Source organism: Rhizobium sp. CFBP 8762, from assembly GCF_014841565.1.
In the GTDB taxonomy this organism is placed as follows: Bacteria; Pseudomonadota; Alphaproteobacteria; order Rhizobiales; family Rhizobiaceae; genus CFBP-8762.
The window spans coordinates 539,333-562,917 of record NZ_JACYUD010000002.1 but is presented as its reverse complement, the minus strand read 5'-3'; the positions used below and the strand labels follow the sequence as shown (position 1 = coordinate 562,917).

Sequence of the window (23,585 nt, the reverse complement as noted above, 5' to 3'; positions counted from 1 at the left end):
CATGATCCTTTTCGGCACCAATCCGATTGCCTGGTCCAATGATGATGACCGTTCGCTGGGTTCCGATATCAGCCTGGAGCGCTGCCTGAATGAAACAGCCGAGATCGGTTTCGACGGAATTGAAAAGGGCCATAAATTTCCGGTAACACCGGAATCCTTGAAAGCCGTTCTTGAGCCACGAAACCTCCGGTTCGTGTCCGGCTGGCATTCGCTGAACCTGTTGACCAACAGCGTTGAGGCAGAAAAACAGGCCATGCAACCGGCTCTGGACCTGTTGAAAGCCATGGGCTCTACGGTCATCATCGTCTGCGAAACCTCCAATGCCATTCACGGCGCGGATGATCAGGCACTGGCAGACCGCCCCCGTCTGGCGAATACCCAGTGGGCGGAGTTTGGCGCAGGCGTGGAAGCGCTGGCAGACTTTGCGGCAGGTCAGGGTATCACGCTCGTCTATCATCACCACATGGGCACCGTGGTCGAAAGTGAAGAGGAAATTGACTTGCTGATGCAGCATACGGGGCCAAAAACCCACCTGCTGCTGGACACGGGTCATTGCCTGTTTGGTGGTGGTGACCCGGAGCGGGTGGCGAAGAAGTACATGCACCGCGTGGGCCATATCCACGCCAAGAACGTGCGGCCCGTGATCGCCCAACAGGTGCGCGATGAAAAACTGTCGTTTCTGGAAGGGGTACGCCGGGGTGTCTTCACGGTGCCGGGCGATAGCGAAGGCGGTGTGGACTTCGTGTCCGTGTTGAAAGTTGCCGCCGACCACAACTATTCCGGCTGGCTTGTGATCGAAGCGGAGCAGGACCCGTCTGTTCGCAATCCCCTCCAGTACCAGAGCCTTGGCCTGAAATCGCTGAAAGCCTTTGCGGCTGAAGGCGGGCTGGTGGCAGAAGGGGTGTCGGCATGACCTCGCTTCTGCGCAAACCCGTCGCAAAAACCGGCAAGGTCCATGACATAACGCCCGAAACCGCGAACTGGGGGTATGTCGGGTTCGGCCTCTACCGGCTGTCTGCAGGCGAGGCGGCCGTTGAGCCGACTGGCGATACGGAAGTCATTCTGGTTCTGGTTGAAGGCAAGGCAACGATCCGCTCCGAGGATACCGATTTCGGCGAACTGGGCGACCGGATGAGCGTGTTTGAAAAGAAGCCGCCGCACTGCGTGTATATCCCGGCGGGATCGTCCTGGTCCGCCACGGCGACGACCGATTGCGTGCTGGCAGTCTGCACCGCACCGGCAAAACCGGGACGGGAAGCGCAGATCATCGGCCCGCAGGGCATAACGCTTGCCACCCGTGGCAAGGGCGCCAATACCAGAGAGGTCTACGCCATTGCCATGGAAGACCGGGATGTGGCCGACAGCCTGCTGGTGACGGAAGTGTTTACCCCGCAGGGCAACTGGTCCTCCTACCCGCCGCACCGGCATGACGAGGACAACTTCCCCGACATGACCTATCTGGAAGAAACCTATTACCATCGGCTGAATCCGGCGCAGGGCTTTGGTTTTCAGCGCGTATTTACCGACGACGGTTCGCTGGATGAAACCATGGCGGTGTCGGATGGCGACGTGGTGCTGGTCCCAAAAGGACACCACCCCTGCGGCGCACCCTATGGCTATGAGATGTATTATCTGAACGTCATGGCCGGACCGCTGCGCAAATGGCGATTTCAGAACCACCCCGATCACGACTGGATATTCCAGCGCGACCGGCAGGAATAATATTTTCGTTCCATTTTGGGTGCCTGTGTCGCCGGAAATAAACAAATTCAATTGACGCCGCCTATTAGTTATGATTTAAATATTCTATTGTTTCAAAAATTGGCACATACATTCTTTTGTGCCGCCGAGACACTGGCCCGGATCGGGAGAGTCCGTGCTGCCTGTGATTGTTGCGAGGAGGACGCTGCATGACCGACACCCTGTTGATGAAGGTTGAGGGCCTCACCAAACGCTTTCCGGGCGTGCTGGCGCTGGATGATGTCAACCTCGACATCGCGCGCGGCGAGGTTCATGCCATCTGCGGAGAAAACGGTGCGGGCAAATCCACGCTCATCAAAATGCTGACCGGCGCGTACCGTCCCGACGAAGGCACGATTGCGTTTGAAGGCGAGGTTTGCCCGGCGCTGAGCCCGCGCAAGGCCATGGATATCGGCATCGCCTGCATCTATCAGGAATTGAACCTCATCCCGCATTTGAGCGTTGCCGAAAACATTTTTCTCGGTCGCGAGATTTTTCGCTCCAAGGCCTTCGATATCCTCGACCGAAAGACGATGAATACGAAGGCCGCCGAATTGCTGGCTGATCTGGATCTGCATATCCGCCCGGAGGCACGCCTCGGCACGCTTGGCGTCGGCCACCAGCAGATGGTGGAAATCTGCCGCGCTGTCTGGGCCGATGCCAAGTTGATAATCATGGACGAGCCGACATCATCGCTATCGGAGAAGGAAGCCAAGGACCTGTTTCGCATCATAGCGCGGGTCAAGTCGCGCGGCGTCTCCGTTCTGTTCATCTCGCACCGGCTGGATGAGGTGCGCGCCAATTGCGACCGTGTGACGATCATGCGGGATGGCAAATCCGTCTCCACCTTTGCCATGAAGGACTCGTCCATCGACGACATTATCCAGTTGATGGTCGGGCGCAATATTCAGAACAAATATCCCAAAGAAGTGGCCAACCGCGGCGATGTGATACTGGACGTGCAGGGGCTGACGCGCAAAGGTGTTGTCAACAATGTGTCGTTCCAGCTTCATGCCGGTGAGGTCTTGGGCTTTGCCGGGTTGGTGGGGGCAGGCCGGACCGAAACCATGCGGCTCGTCACCGGCGCAGACCCATCCGATGCGGGCAAGATCAAGGTGTTTGGCAAGGACACCACTATCAGGTCGCCTGAGGATTCGATCAAGGCAGGCATCGCGTTTCTGACAGAAAGCCGCAAGGAACAAGGCCTCGTGTTGATCCAGAGCGTGGAGTTCAATGCCACTCTGGTGAAGCTGGGCGATTTCTCGAAATTCGGCGTGTTGTCGCTCGGTCGTGCGCGCGATGAGGCGATGAAGGTCGTCAACGGCCTGCGGCTGAAGGCGGCGGGCCTTGCCACGCCGGTGGGCAAGCTATCCGGCGGCAATCAGCAGAAGGTCGTCATCGCCAAATGGCTGATGTCGAAGGCGAAGATTTTCATTTTCGACGAGCCGACGCGCGGCATCGATGTGGGCGCGAAGGTGGAGGTATACCGGTTGATCAACGAGCTGGTGGCCAAGGGCGCGGGCGTCATCATCGTGTGCTCGGAAATGGAGGAGGTGATGGGCATGGCAGACCGCATTCTGGTTATGCACGAGGGCCGCATTACCGGCGAGCTGAGCCGCGAGGAGGCGACGCAGGAGAAGATCATGTATGCGGCATCGGGGATGGAAATCCGGCCTGCAAAAGCCGGTTGATTTTGGGAGAGAGGGCTATGGCCAATACAACACAACAGCCGCCGGAGAATGCGGGCGTCACAACGGCAGCGATTGAGTCAACAGGGCCAGAGCCAAAGGGGCTGGCAATACCCGGACGCAAGCAGCTGGTGGGCGATAAGCTCTATCAGCTCGGCGTGCTGCTCAGTCTGGTCATCCTTTGCGTTATCATGAGCTTCCTGTCACCGCGGTTTCTGACGCTTGACAATCTCACAAATGTTGCAGCGCAAGCCGCCGTCAGCGCCATCATTTCCATTGGCATGTTCCTGGCCATTCTAACGGCGGGTATCGACCTGTCGGTCGGCTCGGTTCTGGCGCTGTCCGCCATGATGATGGGCATCGCGTCCGATCGCTGGGGCTTTGGGCCCTATACGTCCATCGCGATTTGCCTTGGTACAGGGGCCGGTCTTGGCCTGATCAACGGCCTGTTGCTCACGAAACTGCGATTGCCGCATCCGTTTATTTCCACGCTCGGTATGCAGAAAATGGCGCGTGGCATTGCGCTGGTGGTCACAGCCGCCGCCCCGATCAGCATGTTCCCCGATCAGGTTCAGTATCTCGGCAGTGCGTCGGTCGGCGGTATGCCGGTCAGCTTTCTGCTGGTCGGGGTTCTGTATATCGGCATGTGGTTGTTTCTGACGCGCACCTCCACCGGGCGTCATATCTATGCGGTGGGTGGCAATAAGGAAGCGGCGCGTCTGTCGGGTATCAAGGTGGATCGCATACTGAACCTCGTCTACACGATCAGCGGCTTGACCGCAGCGCTGGCAGGCCTTGTGCTGGCGGGCCGTGTCAATGCGGTCTACCCGCTGGCGGGTCTTGATTATGAGACCGATGCCATTGCGGCGGTTATCATCGGTGGTGCCAGCTTCTTCGGCGGCGTCGGCTCCATCGGCAATACGATTATCGGCGTGCTGTTGATTGCGGTGCTTCGCAACGGCCTCAATCTTCTCAACGTCGATAGTGCTTACCAGACCTTTGCCATCGGTGCCGTCATCGTCATTGCGGTTGCCATCGATGTGTTGCGCCAGAACGTTCTGAAATCCGGTCGCTGAGGAGGCGTCGGGCAAGTCCAGAAAAGATATCAACCGGGAGAGAGACGATGAAAAGAAGATTGTTTATCGCGTCACTGATTGCAGGTGTCGCAGCCTTCGGAATAACAGCGGCGAGCGCGGCCGAACAGGTCAAGATTGCCGTGGTGCTGAAAACGCTCAGCAGCCAGTACTGGAAAGTTGTGGCTGCGGGTGCGCAGGCCGCCGCAGATGCTAACAATGTGGAACTGATCGTACTCGGACCACCAACCGAAGACGCGGTTGAGCAGCAGATCAACATGGTTGAGGATGTTATCGCCCAGAAGCCAGCGGCGCTGATTTTCTCGCCGTCGCAGCCGACAACCGCAGTGAACGTCGTTACGAAAGCCCGCAAGGCCGGTATCCCGGTCTTGCTGGTGGATACCGGCCTGCCTGAGAAATTTACCGATTACTCGACCTTCATCGGTACGGACAATATCGCAGCCGGAAAGGTGGGTGGGGAAACCCTCGCCAAGATCCTGAAAAAGGGTGACAAGGTTGTGCTGATCGATGGCACACCTGGCAACCCCGCCACCAACGACCGCATCAAGGGTGCAGAACAGGTGCTGGTTGACGCAGGGCTGGAAATCGCCAGCAAGCAGCCCGGCTATTCCGACCGCGAGAAGGCCTACACCGTCATGCAGAATATTCTGCAATCAACACCGGATGTGGCTGGCGTATTTGCGTCCAGCGATGAAATGGCGCTGGGTGCATTGCGCGCACTTCAACAGTCCAACAAGTCGATTCCCGTCCTTGGTGTCGATGGCAACAGCGATAACCTGAAAGCCATTCTGGCGGGCGATATGTACGGCACGATTGCACAGGGCAATTACGAAATGGGCCAGATTGCTGTCGAGAAAGCACTTGAGGTCATCAATGGCAAGGAGATCGAGAAACGGATCGATTCCGGTGCAAAGCTCATCACCAAAGACAATGCACAGGAACTGGTCGATTTCCGTAGCAAGGTAAAATAAGCGAGCAACACTATTGGAGCACGCCGAAGGGTCTGTGCTCCAATATCCCAGTGCGTTCTATCAGAATTCTATGTGTACATGGCAGCGGGGGCGCTGCCGATAATGGAGGTTTTATGCTGAAAGTGGCTTTGATTGGGGCAGGCCGTATTGGCCATGTCCACGCTGTAAACATCGCCGGACATGCGGCGAGCCAATTGGCAGCGGTATCGGACGTGAATGCCTCAGCGGCACAGGCCCTTGCGCAAACGTATGGCGCACAAGCGCGCACCGTTGAAGACATTCTCCAGGACAACACGATTGATGCCGTACTGATTGCATCGTCAACCGATACACACTCGGACCTGATCGAGCGGGCAAGCGCTGCCGGCAAGGCTGTTCTGTGCGAAAAGCCGGTTGACCTGTCTCTGGCCCGCGCCAAGGCGTGCCTGAATACGGTCAAGGATGCCAGCAAGCCCATCATGATCGGGTTTAACCGGCGCTTCGATCCAAATTTCGCACAGGTCAAGGCCGCTGCCGATGCGGGCGAGATCGGCAGGCCGGAACTGTTGTCCATCACCTCGTTCGATCCATCCCCGCCACCGGTCAGCTATGTCAAAGTCTCGGGCGGGTTGTTCCGGGACATGATGATCCACGATTTTGACATGGCCAACTTCATCATGGGGCGTAGCCCGAAGTCCGTTCATGCCGTTGGAACGTCTATCGTTGATCCTGAAATCGGTGCCGCCGGCGATGTTGATACCGCTGTTGTGACCTTGACCTATGATGATGGGTGCATTGCGGTGATCAAGAACAGCCGCCGCGCGGTCTATGGATACGACCAGCGCGTGGAACTGTTGGGATCAGAAGGCTTGCTGTCGGCTGCCAATGTTCTGGAAAACACCGTTTCCAAGGCAACGACTGCGGGTGTTACCAGCGCCAAGCCCGAGTACTTTTTCCTTGAGCGATACATGCGCGCCTATGCTGCCGAATGGAACGCATTCGTCAGCGCTGTGCAGGACGAAGGCAAGATACCCGTTACCCTTGCCGACGGTGTTCTTGCGCTGGAACTGGCCGAAGCGGCCACGCAATCGGCAAAATCAGGGTCAACCGTCCATCTCTAATGACAGGCTCTGTGGCGGGTGCGCGCAGACGCGCTCGCCCGAAACCGCCGCCGACATCTATTGCAGGAACCGAACGCATGACTGAACCTTTCGCACTCGCCGTTTGCGCCGAGATGATCTGGCGCGACAAGCCGATCGCATGGCGTTGCTCGCGCCTTGCGGAGATGAATTTTCAGGTGGGGCTTTGGAACTGGCCGGAGCACGACCTGACCGCCCTTGAGCAATCCGGCGCAACATTCTCCATTATGAATGGTTACCTCACCGGCCGTCTGGCCGATGACGATGGTGCCGAGGAACTGTTGCGGTCCGCACGCGAGACGGCACAGGTGGGCAAACGGCTGGGCGTTGCCCGGCTTAATCTGCACGGAACGGGGCTGGGAGAGGGTGGTCTGCCGGTGCAGCCCAGTGAGGTCGTCACCGGCCAGATGTGGCTGAAGGCGCGCGATACATTGTGCCGGATTGCCGATATGGCGGAAGAGGAGGGCGTTGTCTTTACGCTCGAAAACCTCAATTTGCCCGTGGATCATCCCGGGACGCCCTTTGGCAGGGTGCAGGACACGCTGGCGCTGGTATCGGCGGTCAATCATCCGAGATTGCGGCTCAATCTCGATCTCTACCATGTGCAGATCGGCGAGGGGAACCTGATCGAAACCTGCAAATCCTGCCTGCCCTGGATTGGTGAAGTGCAAGTTGCCGATGTGCCCGGACGGTTTGAACCCGGGACGGGTGAAATCAACTACCCGGTTATCGCCAGAGCGCTGTACGATATGGGCTATCGCGGCCCGGTGGGCATGGAAGCCTTTGCCAAGGGCAATGTTGAGCAGGCTTTGGAAGCGTTCCACAGTGCTTTCACCCTGCAATAGCGCTTTGCCGCCCTTCTTTTAGCCAGAGCAATTCCGATAAAAATGTGTTCACCGGAAATGCTCTAGCTCCCTTGCTTTGTCGCATTGTCCGGACGTGAAAACCTCTCCGTTTTCACCGGAAATGCTCTAACGTTCAGGATGTCCCATGACTGAAGCTTTAGCCAGTTCCGCACCTCCCGTCCGCATCGGCATTGTCGGCCTTGGCCGCCTCGGAAGCCGCCACGCCGAGAATCTCAGCGATCGGGTTGCGGGCGCGCGCCTTGTGGCCGCTGCAAGCCCCGTGGAGCAGGAGCGAGCAACGGCCCAAAGAGCGTTTCCCGGTATCGCCGTTTACGAGGACCTTCCCGGCCTTTTGGCCCATGAGGGGCTTGATGCTGTCTGGCTGGTCACGCCAACCTCACTCCATGCGGACCAGATTATTACCGTACTGGAAGCTGGCAAACACGTGTTCTGCGAAAAGCCGCTGGCGCTGGAGATCGGCGATTGCGACCGCGTGATCGCGGTCGCCGACCGCTTCCCCGATCAGGTTGCCATGGTCGGGTTTATGCGGCGTTTCGATCCGGCTTACGCCGAAGCCAAGCGGCGCATCGACGCGGGCGCGTTGGGGGACGTCTTCGCCATCGCCTGCCGCTCGGAAGATCCGGTGGATCCCAATGGCTTTTTCGTGCGATTTGCCCCAACATCCGGCGGCATTTTCCTTGATTGCTGCATCCACGATGTCGATCTGGTCCGCTGGATGCTGGATGGCGCGTCCGCCACGCATGTGTCCTCTGCCGGTAGCCGTGTGATGTATCCGGACCTCGCTGCCTGCAACGATGTGGATACGGCGTTTGCGACGGTAAATTTCGACGGCGGAAAAGTGGCCACTTTCCACGTATCACGCACATCGCATCGCGGTTACGAAGCCACGATGACGATTATTGGCACGAAAGGAACGCTGGAAATCGGGCGGGGTCTCAGCAAACTGCCGCTGGTGCTGGACAGCGATGGCGCACGCCATGTTCATGGACAGACTGATTTCTTCGACCGCTTCAACGACGCTTTTCTGGCCGAGGCCCGCGCCTTCGTATCCGCCATCCAGACCGGACAACCCTCCCCCCTCGGCCTGCACGACGCGCGTCAGGCTACCGCACTGGCGGCGCGGATGCGCGATGCGCTGGTGGTGGGGTAAACTGGTGCCGGACTGGTCTCTTTAGAGCGCTGTTCGATCTGATTGAATCAGATCGGCGCTCTAAATCTATCGTCTTAAAGCATAATCTCTTCGATCCTCGCTGCGCTCCGGTCGGACTATGCTCTAAATATGCAGATCTGAAATGAAATCGTAGACCCTGCCGTTGTAGCGGGTTTCGGTAAACTCCACGGCGCGCCCATCCTCCAGAAAACACCGGCGGTCGGCCACCAGCATGGGGGTCATGGGGGCTGCCTGTAGCAGTTCTGCCTCGGCTGCCGACATGACATCGGCGCGGATGCGCTGGAATCCGTGGTGCGGTGTCGCGTTCAGAGACGCCAGCGCGTCGTAAAGTGAATGTGTGACAAGCATGGCGTCGGGCAGGATCGATTTTGGTACCACGGCTCGTTCCAGCGCGATGGGGGAGCCATCGGCCAGACGCACCCGTATCAGCCGGATAACCTCGCTGTGCGCTGGCAACCCGAGCGCCATTGTTTCATGCAGGCTACCAACAACCGCGCCGCGAAAAATCCAGGACACGCTGGGCTCCATGCCGCGTGCGCGGATATCCTGTGAAAAACCAGTGAGATTGGGGAGGTCTTTTCGCACCCGCGTCACCGCCACGGTGCGCGCGCCATGGCGGCGGCTGACGCGCCCGTCGCTTTCCAGTTCCGCAATGGCACGGCGCACCGAAACGCGGGAAATGTTCAGTCGCTCGGCCAGCAGCCGCTCGCCGGGTAGGCTACCGCCGCGCACGATATGGCCATCATCGATTGCCTGCGCGAGTGCCAACGCCAGTCGGGCGTAGATTGGCGAGTGGTCGTCCGTGCTTTCCATGCCAGCGGCCAGACGGTCCAGAAGGGCGGTGGCCCCGGTTTGCTCGGCGCGCTCGGTCAACAGTGGGATACCTCGGTTACATGGCTCACGTAACATATGGCGCATTATAGCGTCACTTATCAAGCGCTTAGCAGGAGAGACAATACCAGTACAAATTTAGGAATTAAACTGGTTGTAATCTGGTATTATCTGGCATAGCGTTCTGACAACGATAAGGCTGGATGAACGTGCAGATAGAATCTTTGAACAACGGTTTGATTGTATCGTGCCAGCCGGTTCCGGGTGGGGCCATGGACGACGACGTTTATGTGGTCGGCTTTGCGCTGGCGGCACTGTCAGCAGGGGCTCGCGGCGTTCGTATCGAATCGGCGCGCTATGTTGCGGCGGTGAGGCAAGCAACGCCCGCACCGATCATCGGCCTGGTTAAACGTGATCTTACCGATAGCCCGGTGCGGATCACCCCCTTTGTTGATGACGTTTTCGCCCTTGCGCAGGCCGGGGCTGATATCATCGCATTCGATGCTACAGACCGGGTTCGCCCTGCTAACGTGGAGGCGCTGGCCCAGGCAGTGCGCGATGCGGGCAAATTGTCAATGGCCGATTGCTCCTCCGTGGACGACGCGCGGCGGGCCTTGGCCGCCGGTGTCGATTATGTGGGCTCCACCATGTCCGGCTATACCGGTGGGCCGGAGCCGACAGAGCCGGATATTGAACTGGTGGCGCGCCTGCGCGCATTGACCCCCAACGTAATCGCCGAAGGCCGCATCCGCACGCCGGAACAGGCGCAGGCCGCGGCCAAGGCGGGGGCTGCCTGCGTGGTGGTTGGCTCCGCCATCACGCGCACCGAGCATGTGACGGACTGGTTCGCCCGAGCGCTGGATGCGGTGTATGCACCCGTGCCTGTCGTGTTGCCAATGGTGTTGGGGGTCGATCTCGGTGGCACGAAAATCCGTGCGTCTCTGGTACAGGCCGGTGCGGTGCTGGATACGGTTGTGTTTGCGACAGACCGTGCGGGCCAGCCGGATGGCTGGCTTCGTGCTATTTCCGATGCAACCTTGCTCTGGCGCGGGCGCTATGCGCGGGTCGGCATGGCTGTAACAGGCGCTGTGCGCAATGGTGCATGGAGGGCCATGAACACGGCGACTCTGGGACTTGAAGGCGACTTTCCTCTTCAAGCGCAGGCGGAAGCAATATTCGGTGTGCCGGTGACCATCGCCAATGATGCGCAGGCAGCGGCGTGGGGTGAATTTCGCGCGAGTGCCGATCCGTCCGATCTGGTTTTCCTGACGCTATCGACGGGGCTTGGCGGCGGTATCGTCGCGCAGGGCAGGCTGATGCAGGGCCTTGCCGGGCATTTCGGCCAGATGCGCGTTGGAGACGAGCCGCTGGAAGCAACGCTGTGCGGCCCATGGATTGCGGCAGAGGCGCACCGCCTTGGCCACGCGTGTCAGCCAAAGTATGTGTTTGATGCAGCCATTGCAGGTGAAGACTGGGCAATGGGAATTATCGATGCCGTCAGTGCCCGGTTTGCCCGGCTGTGCTGCGATATTCAGGTCATGCTGGATCCCGCACGGATCGTCATCGGCGGCGGTGTGGGACTGGCCGACGGTTTCATAGAGCGGGTGCAGCAGCACATTGCGCGCATGTGTCCGGCGGCAGCGCCGCAGTTGCAGGCGGCACGACTGGGGCACGAGGCAGGAATTATCGGTATTGCCGATCTGGCCCAATCAGATCGGATGGCGCTCTATAGCATTTCCAGGAAAAGCGGAATCGCTTTTACGTCCGGAAAATGCGTCAAAACAAGAGGTTAGAGCATTTCCGGTGAACCCGTGTTCACCAGAAATGCTCTAAATCCTGCATCGGCCGGATGCGGTTTGACAGTTTGGCGGACATGCGGTTGCACGCCGCCTGCAACACGGTGAGGGTGTGGGCATGACGATTTTCATGGCGATGGCGATTGACATAGGCAATGATGACGGCGGCCACGGCATTGCCATCGGCGCCCATGACCGGGCAGCAAATGTCGGTGATGCCGACAAAATCCCGGCTGTCATGCAACTCGTATCCACGCGCCCGGATCGTCGAAAGATAAGTGCCAAGCGCTACCCGGTCGATTGGGCTGGCTGCATGGGCATCGCAGGCATCCATCATCCGCGCGGCAATCTCCGGGGTCTGGAACGCCAGCATCACCTGCCCGGAGGTGGAATCAGACGCCACACGGCCATACCCAAGCCGCAGGGTAAACGACATGTCGTCCCCGCCCGGAACGGCGGCAGTCACCACGGTCAGCCCATGGTTGATAACAACCAGATGGGGCGACTGGCGGCACTCATAGGCGATAGTCGAGAGTTCCGGCATCGCCGCGGTCATCAAGTCCTGCGCGCTTGGCGTATGCAGGCCGAGTTTAAACAGTCGGTCCGTCAGACGATAGGCGTCGGTTTCCGGGTCGCGATCAATGTAGGCGCGGTCCTGAAGGGCCACGAGCATGCGGAAAATTTCGCTCTTGGAACGGCCGAGACCATCGGCAATTTCCTTCATTGTCAGCGGGTTACGGGCCTCGGCCAGCAGTTCCAGCACTTCCAGCCCCTTGGTCAGGGCGGGCGCGGAATAGGCGGGCTTGCCCGGCTCGTTTTCAAGCGTGCTCATACATCGAATCCTTACGTTGCATCCCACCATAAAGAACAAACATTGATGGTGTCATCTGTTTTATATCGGAACTTGACATCATATATAAAACTGTCATGCTGACCTCAACGACAAGATAATGAGTGGGTTCAATGACCAATCTGACAGTGGTAAAAACCGTCACATCCGAACGCAGCCGGGTTGTTCCGCGTCGTCACAGCGTCTTCACAGCGGTTGATTTCGAGCGCGACGGCAAGCAGATCGGCACTTTCAACATTCCCCAGTCCCCGCATGATGATGCATGGGGTTCGGTGCAGGTGCCGCTGGCGGTTGTCAAGAACGGCGTCGGCCCGACAATTCTGATCGAGGCGGGCAACCATGGTGATGAATATGAAGGCCCGATTGCGCTGGGCGAGTTGCTGCGCGATATTGATCCTGCCGATATCAGCGGACGCATTATCGCCATTCCTGCCATTAATGTGCGTGCGGTCGAGGCAGGCACGCGCACCTCGCCAGTCGATGGGCTGAACTTCAACCGCACCTTTCCCGGCGATTTCAACGGAACCCTAACGAACCAGATTTCCGCCTACGTGCATGATTGCCTGTTTCCGATCTCGGATTACTTTCTCGATCTTCACTCCGGTGGCTCGTCACTGATGATCCTGCCGAGCGCCATCATCGAGCCTTCGCCAACGCCCGATGGCCACAAGCGAAACATCAAGGCCACCTTGGCCTTCGGTGCGCCGACTGTGGTCATGGTCGACAATCTCGGCGAGACCCGCACGTCGACCGCGTCGGCCAACTTGCAGGGCCTGATCGTTATTGGCAGCGAAATGGCGGGCGGTGGTCTGGTGAGCCCGGACGCGCTGGCAATCTGCCGTCGTGGTATCCGCAATGTGCTGAAACATGCCGGTATTCTCAAAGGCGAGTTGGATACGCCAGCCAATGCCAATGCCCGCGTGCTGAAAGTTCCGGGTGCAGAAGGCTACATCATGTCAGACGAGGACGGCGTATTTGAGCCGATCAGCGAACTGGGCGCCACGGTGAAGAAAGGCGATATTGCCGGACGCATCCATTTTCTGCGCACCCCGCAACGCGAACCGGTGGTACTGACCCATCCCATCGACGGAACCGTGTTTGCCAAACGCTGGCCCGGACGGGTTCGCCCCGGCAATTGCTGCTTCGTGCTGGCCAATGAATATCCTGAGGCCTTTGCCGATGAGGGAGGGCCGGATGACAGTTGACAGCATCACTGCCGCAGCCAAGCGCATTCAACCCTATATTCGTCGTACGCCGGTTCTCAAACTGGAGCACTGCGCCGGCGCAACGCTGCCCGACGAGTTTTACCTGAAGCTTGAATGCTTGCAGATCAGCGGGTCTTTCAAGGCACGGGGCGCGGTCAACCGCGTAAAGACCTTGGCGGCGGAGCAGTTGGCCAATGGTCTGGTGGCAGCATCCGGCGGCAATCACGGCCTTGCCACCGCCTATATGGCGCGCCAGAGTGGCGTTCCGGCAACCATTTTTCTGCCAACCAATGCCAGCCCCATCAAGGAGCGCAAGCTCAAACAATGGGGTGCGGATGTGCGCTATGCCGGGTCCGTCTGGGATGAGGCGCATGAGGCGGCCCAAGCCTTTGCGAGCGAATGCGGCGCGTTCTACATGCACCCCTTTGCCGATGATGCGATTGTGTCCGGCCAAGGCACCGTGGCTGTGGAAATGCTGGAGCAAATCCCGCAAACCGATGTCTATATCATCGCGATCGGCGGTGGTGGGCTGATTACGGGCATGTCGCAGGTGATCAAGGCCGCCAATCCCGACGCGCGCATCATCGGTGTGGAACCGGTCGGTTCGCCAACGCTGCACGCGTCTTTTCAGGCCGGTAAGGTTGTGCGTCTGCCGCAGATCACCACGCGCGTAGCGACCATGGCGTGCGGCCGTACGGATGAGGCGATCTACGAGACGTCGCGGCATCTGGTTGATGACATCGTTCTGATCGAGGATGACGACATGCAACGCGCTGCCGACCTGTTGTGGTTCGAGTTTGGCATCGCTGCCGATCTCAGCGGGGCCGCTTCACTGGCGGCGCTGATGGCGGGTGCTGTAACACCGAAGAAAGGTGAAAGAATTGCCGGGCTGGTTTGTGGCGCCGGAGTGGATGGCATCGGCGGTTAGCGCGGATGCTTTTCGAAGAGCATGACTCCTGAAAACACAAACGGTTTCAGGAGAAAGACAAAGAGGCGGCAAACGCCCGGAATGTCATCATTCAAAAACTGCTGAAAGCAGGAGGGAACCGAAACATGCGTACACTTCTCAAAACATCTGTCGCCTTGATTGCCCTTGCACTGGCCACGCCATCGCTTGCACAGGAAAAGGTCCTTGGCCTTGCGGCCATCGATCTCCAGAACTCGTTCTTTGTCCGTATGAAGGAAGCAGGCGATGTAGCAGCCTCCGACTACGGCGTGAAATCCACTTGGCAGAGCGCCGAAGGCAGCCTGGAAAAACAGGTTGGCATTATCGAGAACTTCGTCAATCAGGGCGTCAGCGCCATTCTGATTGATCCGATTGACAAGAATGCCGTGATCCCGGCCATCCAGAAAGCTACGGCGGCGGGCATTCCCGTCATCACCATGGGCAACAAGGTGGAAGCGGGCGATAATTTCTCCACGCTCTACCCGGATTACGAGAACATGGCGATGGTCGCACGCGCTATTGGCACGACACTTGGCGGGAAGGGAGAGATTGCGCTTCTCGTCGGCTCACGCGGCAATTTCGTGTCCGATACGCGTGAAAAGGGCTTTGTCGAAACCATGGCCAAGGAATTCCCCGATATCAAGATTGTCGGTGTGGAGCCAACCGGCTGGGATGCCGCCAAGGCCACCAATGCCGCGCAGACGTGGCTCACCACCTATCCTGATCTCAAGGCTATTGCCTGTATTTCCGATAGTTTGTGCCTTGCCGCCGACTCCGTTGCCAGCGCAACCGGTACGGAGCTGATCTATGGCGGCTATGACGGTGACGCGGAGATGAAAGACCTGATCGATAGCGGCAAGATGGTCATGGATGTCATGACCGGCGCGTACCGTGTCGGATACTGGAACATCGCGGTGGCGGCACGTCTTGCCAATGGCGAGAAACTGCCGAAGGATCTTTATATGCCGACCTATTTCGTCACGTCGGATGAGACGGCGGCGAAACTGAAGGCGGCTGGTCTGACCTTCGAGTCCATCAACACCGAGAAACAGGCTGTTGAGGCGAAAAACTATACCGAGCAGCTGGGACCGAAGGTCGCGGCGTCGGCGATGACTGTCGGAAAGTAAGCGACGTCATCCCGGGCGACCGGCGCGCACTCCCACGCCGGTCGCCCATGGTTTCACATCCGCATTGCCTTGCCGCATCGCCTTGCCGACGGCGAGGCGTGCCACCCAACTCGAAGAAGGGTGCCCATGTCCCATTCCCGGATCACATCACTCTTGCGCCGCAACGAACCGGTTCTGGTTGTCGTGCTGGCGCTCGCCGTCCTCGTCTTCGGTTGGCTCGATCCCCGGTTCTGGTCAGCCGGTAATTTCGTCAGCATTGCCCAGCAAAGCGCGGTGATCGCGCTGGTGGCGTTCGCCATGACGGCGGTGATCATCGCCCGTGGTATCGACATTTCCGTTGGCAGCACCTTGGCTTTTGCCGGTGTGGCCGCAGGCATCGTATTCACTTCCACAGGCTCGGCAACGCTTACGCTGCTGGCCGCCATTGTCAGCGGTGCCAGCATCGGCCTTCTCAACGGGTTGTTGATCGGCTTTGCCGGTATTTCACCCTTCATCGCCACGCTGGCCACGATGGCTTTTGCGCGCGGCCTGTCGCTGTCTCTATCGGGCGCATCCAGTTTGTCCATTCCCGATCCCGCCGTTCTGTACGCGGGACGTGCGAGCGTGGGTCTGCTGCCGGTGTCGGTGATCATTGCCGCGCTGTTGTTGTGCATCTGGTGGTTCGTGCTGCGCCGCACTGTTTACGGGCGCTGGATCTATGCCATCGGCGGCAATGCAGAAGCCGCCCGTGTTTCCATGGTTCCGGTCAACCTCGTGCGCATCTCCGTGTATCTCATTGCCGGTGCAACAGCAGGGCTTGGTGCTATCCTGACCATCGGTCGCCTCGGCTCGGCGCAGCCTCTTGCGGGCGCCGGGCTGGAATTCACCGCCATCACGGCGGCGATCATCGGCGGCACAAAGCTGTCGGGCGGGCAGGGCTCCATCTGGGGTACGGCCATTGGGGCGTTGCTGCTGGGCGTCATCAATACCGGCCTGTCTTTTTTGCAGGTTCCGCAGATCATCATTTATTACATCACCGGCGCGCTGATTGTGATTGCCGTGCTGTCCAGCCAGCCGGAAAGTGTGGCGCAGCTCCTGCGTTCCATCCGTCGCCGCACCGCTTCCGCCACATCCCCCACCGTTCCGCAGACGACCGGCGCACATTCGATATCCCTACAGGGTATCGGCAAGATATTCCCCGGCGTAAAAGCACTGGATGGCGTGTCTTTTACCGTTTCGGCGGGTGAAGTTGTCGCGCTTGCCGGCGAGAATGGTGCTGGTAAATCCACGCTGGTCAAGTGTATCTCCGGTGTTTACCGGCCTGATGAGGGGCAACTCGTGATCGACGGAGCGCCGGTCACATTCGCCTCGCCCAACGATGCCAAGGGCATCAGTGTCATTCACCAGCATTTCAGTCTGTCACCCGACCTGACAGTGGCAGAGAACATGTTCGTTGGGCGCGAGCCGCGCACCGTTCTAGGGCTGCTCGACCGTCGCAAGATGCGCATCGAAGCGCAGGCCATTTTACAGGAACTGTCGCTGGATATTGATGTCGATGCGCAGTTGCGCACTCTCTCGGTCGGGCGTCAGCAAATGGTGGAAATTGCGCGCGCCGTGCTGGCCGATGCCTGGTTCATGGTGATGGATGAACCCACCAGCGCCTTGTCGAACCGTGAGCGCGACCAGTTGTATGTGCTCATTGCCAAGCTCAGAGCGCGCGGTGCGGGCATTCTGTATATCTCCCACAAGATGGAAGAGATCTTCAACCAGTGTGACCGCGTGGTGGTTTTGCGCGATGGCAAATTCATCGGCGAGCGTGCCACGGATGAAACCACCGAGGCGGAAATCGTGTCCATGATGGTGGGTCGCGATGTCGGTGACATCTTCCCGCATCTGCCTGCCGAACTTGGCGAAACCGCTATTGAGGTGAAGGACATTTCCAACGGCAAGCTGCTGACATCGGCATCACTCTCGGTGCGGTGCGGTGAGATTGTTGCGCTGGCGGGACTGATGGGCAGCGGACGCTCTGAAGTGCTGCGCCTGATTGCCGGGTTGGAAACCCCGCAAAACGGAACCATCGATGTTTTCGGCAAACGCGAAAGCGGCGGAGATATCAAAGCGGCCAACCGCGCGGGAATCGTCTACATTCCCGAAGACCGTCATCTGGAAGGCTTTGTCGGCACGCTGTCCATCCGGGAGAACCTGTCGCTGGCATGGATACGCGAGCACAGCCGCTTTGGCCTTCTGCCCATGCGCAAAATCGGCGAGATGGCGCGTGAGTTAATCGGCTCGCTCGGCGTGCGTCCGGCACAACCGGAAAAGATGACCATAGAGCTATCCGGCGGCAATCAGCAGAAGGTTGTCATCGGCAAATGGCTGGCAACCAAGCCGCGTATCATCCTGCTGGACGAGCCGACCCGAGGCGTGGATGTCGGCGCAAAATCCGATCTGCACCACCTCATCGCCAAGCTCAAGCAGCAGGGGGCGGCCATTCTCATGGTGTCCAGTGAACTGCCGGAGGTGCTGGGTGTCGCGGACCGCATCATCGTCATGTGCGAGGGCCGCTCTGTCGGCGAGCTCAAGCGCGGCGCGACGGAAGAAGAGGTGATGGCGCTGGCCTTTGGCGAGACCACGCGTGTCCGGCGGACAAAGGTGCCGCCAGCAACAGTCCCTGCCCATCCATTCGTTCTGGGAGCAAGCGCGGTATGATGTCCTCACACAACCTTATGACGAAACGTGTTCTCGATCTCTCTCCGCTTCTTTTACTCATTGCGTTGATGATCGTCTTTGCCGTAGTCGATCCGCGCGTCGTTTCCAGCCAGAGCCTGATCAACATCGTGGCACAGGCAACGCCGATTGCCGTGCTGGCGCTCGGCGCATTGATCGTGCTTCTGACCGGCGGCATTGATCTTGCGGCAGGCGTCGGCGTTGCCTTTTGCGCTGTGCTGATTGCCAGTCTCGTGGATGCGGGGTTCGGGTTGCCGGCGTCGCTCGCCATCGGGCTGGCGGTCATGGTGTTCGTTGGCTTTATCAACGGTGTGGTCATTGCACTCCTGAAAATACCGCCTTTCGTCACCACGCTTGCCGCCATGGTGGTGCTGCAGGGAACAACGCTGGCCGTCGCCTCAAAAGGCGTGTTGATGCTAAAGGATCCGGTGCTGCGCTTTGTCGGCATTGAGCGGACATTCGGTATGCCGCATGTCGTGTTTGCGACCCTGATGATCATTCTGGGCGCCGGGGTGCTGATGCGGATGACGCGGTTTGGCCTGCGCACCTACGCGCTCGGCTCGGATGCGAGTGCTGCGGAACTGGCAGGTATTCCTGTGACCCGGCACACCATCATGATCTACGCGGTCTCCGGGCTGTTTGTGTTTCTGACAGCAGTCGTCATGATCAGCCGTGTGCCGGTCGTCACGCCCAATATCGGCGGCACCACGCTTCTGCTGGATGCCATCGCGGCAACGGTGCTTGGCGGCACCAGCATTTTCGGGGGGCGCGGCACGGTCTGGGGCACGGTGACGGGCGCGTTGATTGTCAGCCTGTTGACGACCGCGCTCCGAATCTTTGGCACCGATCCCTCCAGCCTTGAGCTTTACAAGGGTGCGATCATCATGGCCGCGCTGTTGGCAGATACCGGCATGACCCTTGCCAAGGCGCGATTGATGGAGCCAGCCCGATGAGCGGCCTGTGGGAGCGCGGGCCCGACGCATTCGCCTTCATGACGTCGCGGGAGGCTGCTGCAATGGCCGGGCAAGCTGCCTTGCGTCCGGTAGCCCTTCTGCCGACCGGTGCGGTCGAGCAGCACGGGCCGCATTTGCCGCTCGGTCTAGATATCTGGCTGGCAACCGCCGTTGCCTTCGCGGCAGCGGAAACGCAACCCGGTATCCGCGTATGCGAGCCGTTGCCCTACGGCTCCTCACAGCACCACCGGGCATTTGCGGGAACGATGAGCCTCAAGCCGCAAACCTTCATCGCAGTGCTGGTCGATCTCTGCGCCTGCCTGTGGGAAGACGGGTTTCTGCCCGTCATCCTCAACGGCCATGGTGGCAACCGTGCGGCCATTCAGGTGGCGATTACCACGCTGGGCGGGCAGGGCATCGTATCCGCAGGGTTTTCCTATTTCGATCTTTTGGCCGATGTCGCAGCGGAGGTCTTGCCGGATGCCGCTGGTGGCACCGGCCATGCCTGCGCGCTGGAAACCTCGCTGATGATGCGCGTGCTGGCGCAAAGTGTGCGCACGGACCTGATCCCGCAAGGCACGACCCCGCCGTGCTGGCCGGACCCGCATCTTTATGCCGGGCCTGCTGTCAGCGTGTGGCGTCCGTTCGAGGCGATCCGCGACAACGGCGTGATCGGCACGCCGTCGCAGGCAACACCGCAAGCCGGTGCCCGTCTTTTTGCCGAGGCCGTCACGCGCAGTCGTCAAACCATTCTCAAAATTCAATCGGAATTCGGTCAAAGGAGTATCCCATGACGGTTCAATTCAAGTCCTCGCTGGACGTCCCCCATTTGCGGGGCATGCCTATCGTACTGGAACCCGCAAGCGGCTTGCGTGTCGGAACCAACCGCATTGGTTCCCAATGGATACCCGGCAGTTCCGGCAAGTTCCTGCGGGTGGATAGCCCCTCCACCGGGGAGGAACTGGGCTATCTCGCTCTCTCCACCCGCGCCGATGTTGGTAAGGCCGTTGCTGCGGCGGAGGCTGCCCGCCCGTTGATCGGCAAGATGGGTGTGTTTCAGCGCGCTGCCCTGTGCTTCAAAATTGCCGACGAGATCGACCGCCGCACCGATGAACTGGCGCGCCTGTTGTGCCTGGAGCAGGGAAAGCCGTTCCACACCGAGGCCAAGGGCGAAGTCGGCAGTGCCTCGCTCGGGTTTCGCAATGCGGGCGAGCAGATGAAATGGCTGGAGACCGCAGCCTTTCCGGTGGCCGATGCCAACAAGCGCGCCTTCAGCTTTTTGCAGCCGAAGGGCGTGCTGGCCATTATCACCCCGTGGAATTTCCCGCTGGGCTTGCCTTGCCTCTATTATCTCGGTCCCGCCGTTGCGACCGGCAACACGGTCGTTTGGGTTCCGGCACCCACCACATCGCTGATTGCCGTTGCGCTGATGGAGTGCATGATCGATGCCGGTCTGCCTGATGGCGTCATCAACCTCGTGCTGGGCGATGGCGCGGAAGTAGGGGACGAGGCTGTCGTTCATCCGGGCACCCATGCCGTTGGCTTTACCGGCAGCTCTGCCACCGGTGCAACCATTGCGCGGCGCGGTGCGGGCAAGCCCCTGCTTCTGGAAATGGGCGGCAATGGCCCGACAATCGTGCTCTCGGATGCCGATGTCGATATGGCAGCTGAACTGGTGGGTGCAGGTTGCTTTGCCAATGCAGGGCAGATCTGCACGGCAACCGAGCGTGTGCTGGTGCACAAGTCCATTGAGAACCGCTTCATCGACGGTCTGATCAAGGCCGCTGAAAAGGTTCGCATGGGCGACCCCTTTGATCCCGCAACCACGATGGGCCCGATCAACAATGCCACCGCACTCGACAAGATGTTGAGCCACATGGAGGATGCCCACGAACGAAAGGCCGATGTGGTGCGCGGTGGCAAGGTCGCCGCAGACATGCCCACCAACCTCTACTTCCAGCCGACCATCGTCACGGGCCTGACCTCAGACAGCCTGTTGAACAAGGAGGAATCCTTTGGCCCGGTCGCGCCGGTCCTGACCTTCGACAGCGATGAAGAGGCGCTGCAACTGGCGGCATCCAGCCCCTACGGCCTGAGTGCGGCAGTGTTTACCAGCTCCATCAAGCGGGCGTTTTTCTACACCGAAAATCTGCGGGTCGGTATCGTCAACGTCAACGAGAAGAGCTGCTACTGGGAGCCGCATATTCCGGCGGGCGGCGCGTCCGGCACCAATAGCGGGCTCGGGCGTACTGGCGGGCGGCATACGCTGGTGGAGATGTGCGATCTCAAAACCATGACAATCGACGTGACACGTTAACATTGGGAGAGAGAGAACCTATGACGACAATTACACGGCACGGCGTGGGCGAAGGGCGTGGTTCAGGCGGCAAGACTTTGCCGTTTGCGAAGGCGGTAGAGGCGAATGGCTGGCTGTATGTCTCCGGCCAGACACCGATGCGTGACGGCGAAATCATCGGCACTGCCATTGCCGAGCAGGCCAAGGTAGCCATTGAAAACATGCTGACCATCGTGCGCGACGCAGGCTATCAGCCGTCCGATATCGTGCGGGTTGGTGTGTGGCTGGACGATGCCCGCGACTTCTGGAGCTTCAACGCCGTGTTCGAAGGCTATTTCGGGGACCATCCACCGGCACGGTGCTGCGTCGAATCCCGCATGGTCGTCGACTGCAAGGTCGAAGTCGATTGTATCGCCTTCAAAGCCAATTAAGGACGGACCATGACTGTTGCGGATTACATCATTGTCGGCGGTGGGTCCGCAGGCTGCGTTCTGGCGTCCCGGCTATCGGAAAACCCGGGCGTACGCGTGCTTCTTCTGGAGGCGGGCATCGACGCAGCGCGTCCGGAGGATTTTCCCGATCTCGCCAACCCCTATCCAGGCGTTGCCTATTCCAACCCGCGCTATACCTGGGCGGGTATGACGGCATCCTACGGGTTTACCGGGTCCAATCGCCCGGAGGGAAAAGCCGCACGCTATGAGCAGGCCCGGGTGCTGGGCGGCGGCTCCGCCATTAATGGCGTCGGTGCCAACCGGGGCAGCCCTGAGGACTATGACGAGTGGGGCGCGATGGGCGTGGAGGGCTGGTCGTGGGAGGCCTGCCTGCCATACTTCAAAAAGCTGGAGCGTGACCTCGATTTTGACAATGAGTTGCACGGCCAGACCGGGCCGTTTCCCATTCGCCGCCGTGGCGAAGTGCTGTGGACGCCATTTACCCGGGCCATGCTCGCCATTTGCGAGAAGCGGGGCATTCCCTTTTTGCCGGACCAGAATGGCGTCTGGCAGGAGGGGCTGTTTGAAATGGCTGTCAACATGGACGAGAAGGCGCGTCGGGTCAGCACCGCCTGGGCCTATCTGACGCCGGAGGTCCGCCGACGCCCCAATCTGGAAATCCGCACGGAAACCACGGTCTCGCGCATCCTTTTCGACGGGCGAAAAGCCGAGGGCGTGATTGCGGTGCGCGACGGGGTCAAAGAAGAGTTGCGTGCCGGGCGCATTATCCTGTCGCTGGGCGCGCTGGCGACGCCTGCCATCCTCATGCGCTCCGGCGTTGGTCCGGCCACCCATCTGGTCGATTGCGGCGTGGAGGTGTTGAATGACCTTCCGGGCATCGGGCAAAACCTTATGGAGCATCCTTCGGCCGGTCTCGTGCCCTATCTCAAGCGGGATGCCCGCCAGAAAGGCGTGCCGGACTACCACATCCCCATTGGCTACCGTTTCTCCTCCGGTCTCAACGGCTGTCCAGAGGGTGATATGCACATGAACTTCGTAACCCGTGCAGCATGGCATTCTGTCGGCAAACAGCTGGGCTCTGTGTTTTTCTGGGTCAACAAATCCTATTCCCGTGGCCAGTTGCTGCTGAACCCGGCGTCACCGGACGGACCGCCCCGGATCGATTTCCGCATGTTGTCCGACCGCCGCGACCTCGTGCGTCTGGCCGATGCGTTTGAACGTGCCGTGCGTCTCACCTCCGATCCGAGCCTTGGCGCGGTGATCTCGGGCATTTATGCAGGCGGCATGTCAGAGATTGGAAAGCGGTTCTCCAAGCCTTCTACCTTCGGGAAGATCGTGACCGCTGTCGGCGCGGTCGGACTGGATGCAATCGGAAGCCTGCGGGAAAAAGTTCTGCCCTTCATGCTCGCCAATTATGACGACCCCAAGCGCCTGGCGTCCAACCGCGCAGATCTGGAAGCCTATATTTCGCAGACCGTTGGCGGCGTCTGGCACCCTTCCGGTACATGCCGCATGGGTGCTGCCGGGGACCGTATGGCGGTGACCGATGCGACTGGTGCGGTGCGCGGCATGGAGGGCCTGTCCGTCTGCGATGCCTCACTCATGCCCACCATTCCCTGCGCCAACACGAACGTGCCGACAATCATGATGGCGGAAAAGATCGCCGATGCGATAAAGGCGAAGGTTTAAAGCGCCATTCGATCTGATTCAATCAGGTTGGCGCTCTAACCCCTTGGTAAGTAAGCATAATCTTATCGATCCTCGTTTCACTCCGA

20 protein-coding genes are annotated in these 23,585 nt (G+C 59.6%); 18 read left to right on the top strand and 2 right to left on the bottom strand.

Annotated elements, in window-relative coordinates:
* Position 1: 1 nt before the first annotated feature.
* The 8 genes from iolE (at position 2) to IFT84_RS07735 (ending at position 8,627) form a co-directional block, all read left to right on the top strand.
* Positions 2 to 913: a myo-inosose-2 dehydratase gene (gene iolE / locus IFT84_RS07770; RefSeq protein WP_192118081.1), complete on the top strand. Its 912-nt coding sequence runs from the start codon at positions 2 to 4 to the stop codon at positions 911 to 913.
* Positions 910 to 1,722, top strand: a complete 813-nt coding sequence (iolB, locus tag IFT84_RS07765; RefSeq protein ID WP_192118080.1) for a 5-deoxy-glucuronate isomerase — start codon at positions 910 to 912, stop codon at positions 1,720 to 1,722. Before iolE ends, iolB begins: the two co-directional genes overlap by 4 nt.
* 188 nt (positions 1,723 to 1,910) lie before the next feature.
* The gene (locus IFT84_RS07760; protein WP_192118079.1) at positions 1,911 to 3,431 is read left to right on the top strand and encodes a sugar ABC transporter ATP-binding protein; all 1,521 of its coding nucleotides are present in this window, start codon (positions 1,911 to 1,913) and stop codon (positions 3,429 to 3,431) included.
* 17 nt (positions 3,432 to 3,448) lie between these two features.
* Positions 3,449 to 4,504, top strand: coding sequence for an ABC transporter permease (locus IFT84_RS07755; RefSeq protein ID WP_192118078.1), 1,056 nt, complete (start codon positions 3,449 to 3,451; stop codon positions 4,502 to 4,504).
* A gap of 47 nt (positions 4,505 to 4,551) precedes the next feature.
* Positions 4,552 to 5,493 (top strand): sugar ABC transporter substrate-binding protein, encoded by a 942-nt coding sequence (locus IFT84_RS07750; protein ID WP_192118077.1) that lies wholly within the window; start codon positions 4,552 to 4,554, stop codon positions 5,491 to 5,493.
* Positions 5,494 to 5,606: 113 nt separating this feature from the next.
* The gene (gene iolG / locus IFT84_RS07745; RefSeq protein WP_192118076.1) at positions 5,607 to 6,593 is read left to right on the top strand and encodes an inositol 2-dehydrogenase; all 987 of its coding nucleotides are present in this window, start codon (positions 5,607 to 5,609) and stop codon (positions 6,591 to 6,593) included.
* A gap of 77 nt (positions 6,594 to 6,670) precedes the next feature.
* The gene (locus IFT84_RS07740; protein ID WP_192118075.1) at positions 6,671 to 7,456 is read left to right on the top strand and encodes a TIM barrel protein; all 786 of its coding nucleotides are present in this window, start codon (positions 6,671 to 6,673) and stop codon (positions 7,454 to 7,456) included.
* A 145-nt stretch (positions 7,457 to 7,601) separates the two neighbouring features.
* Positions 7,602 to 8,627 (top strand): Gfo/Idh/MocA family oxidoreductase, encoded by a 1,026-nt coding sequence (locus tag IFT84_RS07735; protein WP_192118074.1) that lies wholly within the window; start codon positions 7,602 to 7,604, stop codon positions 8,625 to 8,627.
* 123 nt (positions 8,628 to 8,750) lie between these two features.
* On the opposite strand, the gene IFT84_RS07730 is transcribed toward IFT84_RS07735, so the two are convergent.
* Positions 8,751 to 9,521 (bottom strand): GntR family transcriptional regulator, encoded by a 771-nt coding sequence (locus tag IFT84_RS07730; protein WP_192118073.1) that lies wholly within the window; start codon positions 9,519 to 9,521, stop codon positions 8,751 to 8,753.
* Positions 9,522 to 9,682: 161 nt separating this feature from the next.
* Between IFT84_RS07730 and IFT84_RS07725 the strand changes: the two genes are divergently transcribed.
* The gene (locus IFT84_RS07725; RefSeq protein ID WP_192118072.1) at positions 9,683 to 11,272 is read left to right on the top strand and encodes a putative N-acetylmannosamine-6-phosphate 2-epimerase; all 1,590 of its coding nucleotides are present in this window, start codon (positions 9,683 to 9,685) and stop codon (positions 11,270 to 11,272) included.
* 22 nt (positions 11,273 to 11,294) lie between these two features.
* Here IFT84_RS07725 and IFT84_RS07720 read toward each other — a convergent pair whose 3' ends face one another.
* Positions 11,295 to 12,107: an IclR family transcriptional regulator gene (locus tag IFT84_RS07720; protein WP_192118071.1), complete on the bottom strand. Its 813-nt coding sequence runs from the start codon at positions 12,105 to 12,107 to the stop codon at positions 11,295 to 11,297.
* Between the two features lie 131 nt (positions 12,108 to 12,238).
* Between IFT84_RS07720 and IFT84_RS07715 the strand changes: the two genes are divergently transcribed.
* The 9 genes from IFT84_RS07715 to IFT84_RS07675 all read left to right on the top strand — a co-directional run bounded on the left by IFT84_RS07715 (position 12,239) and on the right by IFT84_RS07675 (position 23,499).
* Entirely contained in the window at positions 12,239 to 13,330 is a 1,092-nt protein-coding gene (locus tag IFT84_RS07715) for a succinylglutamate desuccinylase/aspartoacylase family protein (RefSeq protein ID WP_244651129.1), read from the top strand.
* Complete coding sequence (locus IFT84_RS07710) at positions 13,320 to 14,258, top strand: threonine ammonia-lyase (protein WP_192118070.1); 939 nt, start codon at positions 13,320 to 13,322, stop codon at positions 14,256 to 14,258. Before IFT84_RS07715 ends, IFT84_RS07710 begins: the two co-directional genes overlap by 11 nt.
* Before the next feature lie 125 nt (positions 14,259 to 14,383).
* Positions 14,384 to 15,403, top strand: coding sequence for a sugar ABC transporter substrate-binding protein (locus IFT84_RS07705; protein ID WP_192118069.1), 1,020 nt, complete (start codon positions 14,384 to 14,386; stop codon positions 15,401 to 15,403).
* A gap of 126 nt (positions 15,404 to 15,529) precedes the next feature.
* On the top strand, positions 15,530 to 18,091 hold the full coding sequence (locus tag IFT84_RS07700) for an ATP-binding cassette domain-containing protein (RefSeq protein WP_192118068.1): 2,562 nt from the start codon (positions 15,530 to 15,532) through the stop codon (positions 18,089 to 18,091).
* Positions 18,088 to 19,062 (top strand): ABC transporter permease, encoded by a 975-nt coding sequence (locus tag IFT84_RS07695; RefSeq protein ID WP_192118067.1) that lies wholly within the window; start codon positions 18,088 to 18,090, stop codon positions 19,060 to 19,062. Before IFT84_RS07700 ends, IFT84_RS07695 begins: the two co-directional genes overlap by 4 nt.
* A complete protein-coding gene (locus IFT84_RS07690) occupies positions 19,059 to 19,856 on the top strand; it encodes a creatininase family protein (RefSeq protein ID WP_192118066.1) in 798 nt (265 codons plus the stop codon). The genes IFT84_RS07695 and IFT84_RS07690 overlap by 4 nt, the downstream gene beginning before the upstream one ends.
* Positions 19,853 to 21,379, top strand: a complete 1,527-nt coding sequence (locus IFT84_RS07685; RefSeq protein ID WP_192118065.1) for an aldehyde dehydrogenase family protein — start codon at positions 19,853 to 19,855, stop codon at positions 21,377 to 21,379. Before IFT84_RS07690 ends, IFT84_RS07685 begins: the two co-directional genes overlap by 4 nt.
* A 20-nt stretch (positions 21,380 to 21,399) precedes the next feature.
* A complete protein-coding gene (locus IFT84_RS07680; RefSeq protein WP_197975472.1) occupies positions 21,400 to 21,789 on the top strand; it encodes a RidA family protein in 390 nt (129 codons plus the stop codon).
* Positions 21,790 to 21,798: 9 nt separating this feature from the next.
* Positions 21,799 to 23,499 carry a GMC family oxidoreductase gene (locus tag IFT84_RS07675; protein WP_192118064.1) on the top strand — a complete coding sequence of 567 codons (1,701 nt, stop codon included), beginning with the start codon at positions 21,799 to 21,801 and terminating at the stop codon, positions 23,497 to 23,499.
* The last annotated feature ends 86 nt before the right edge of the window (positions 23,500 to 23,585 follow it).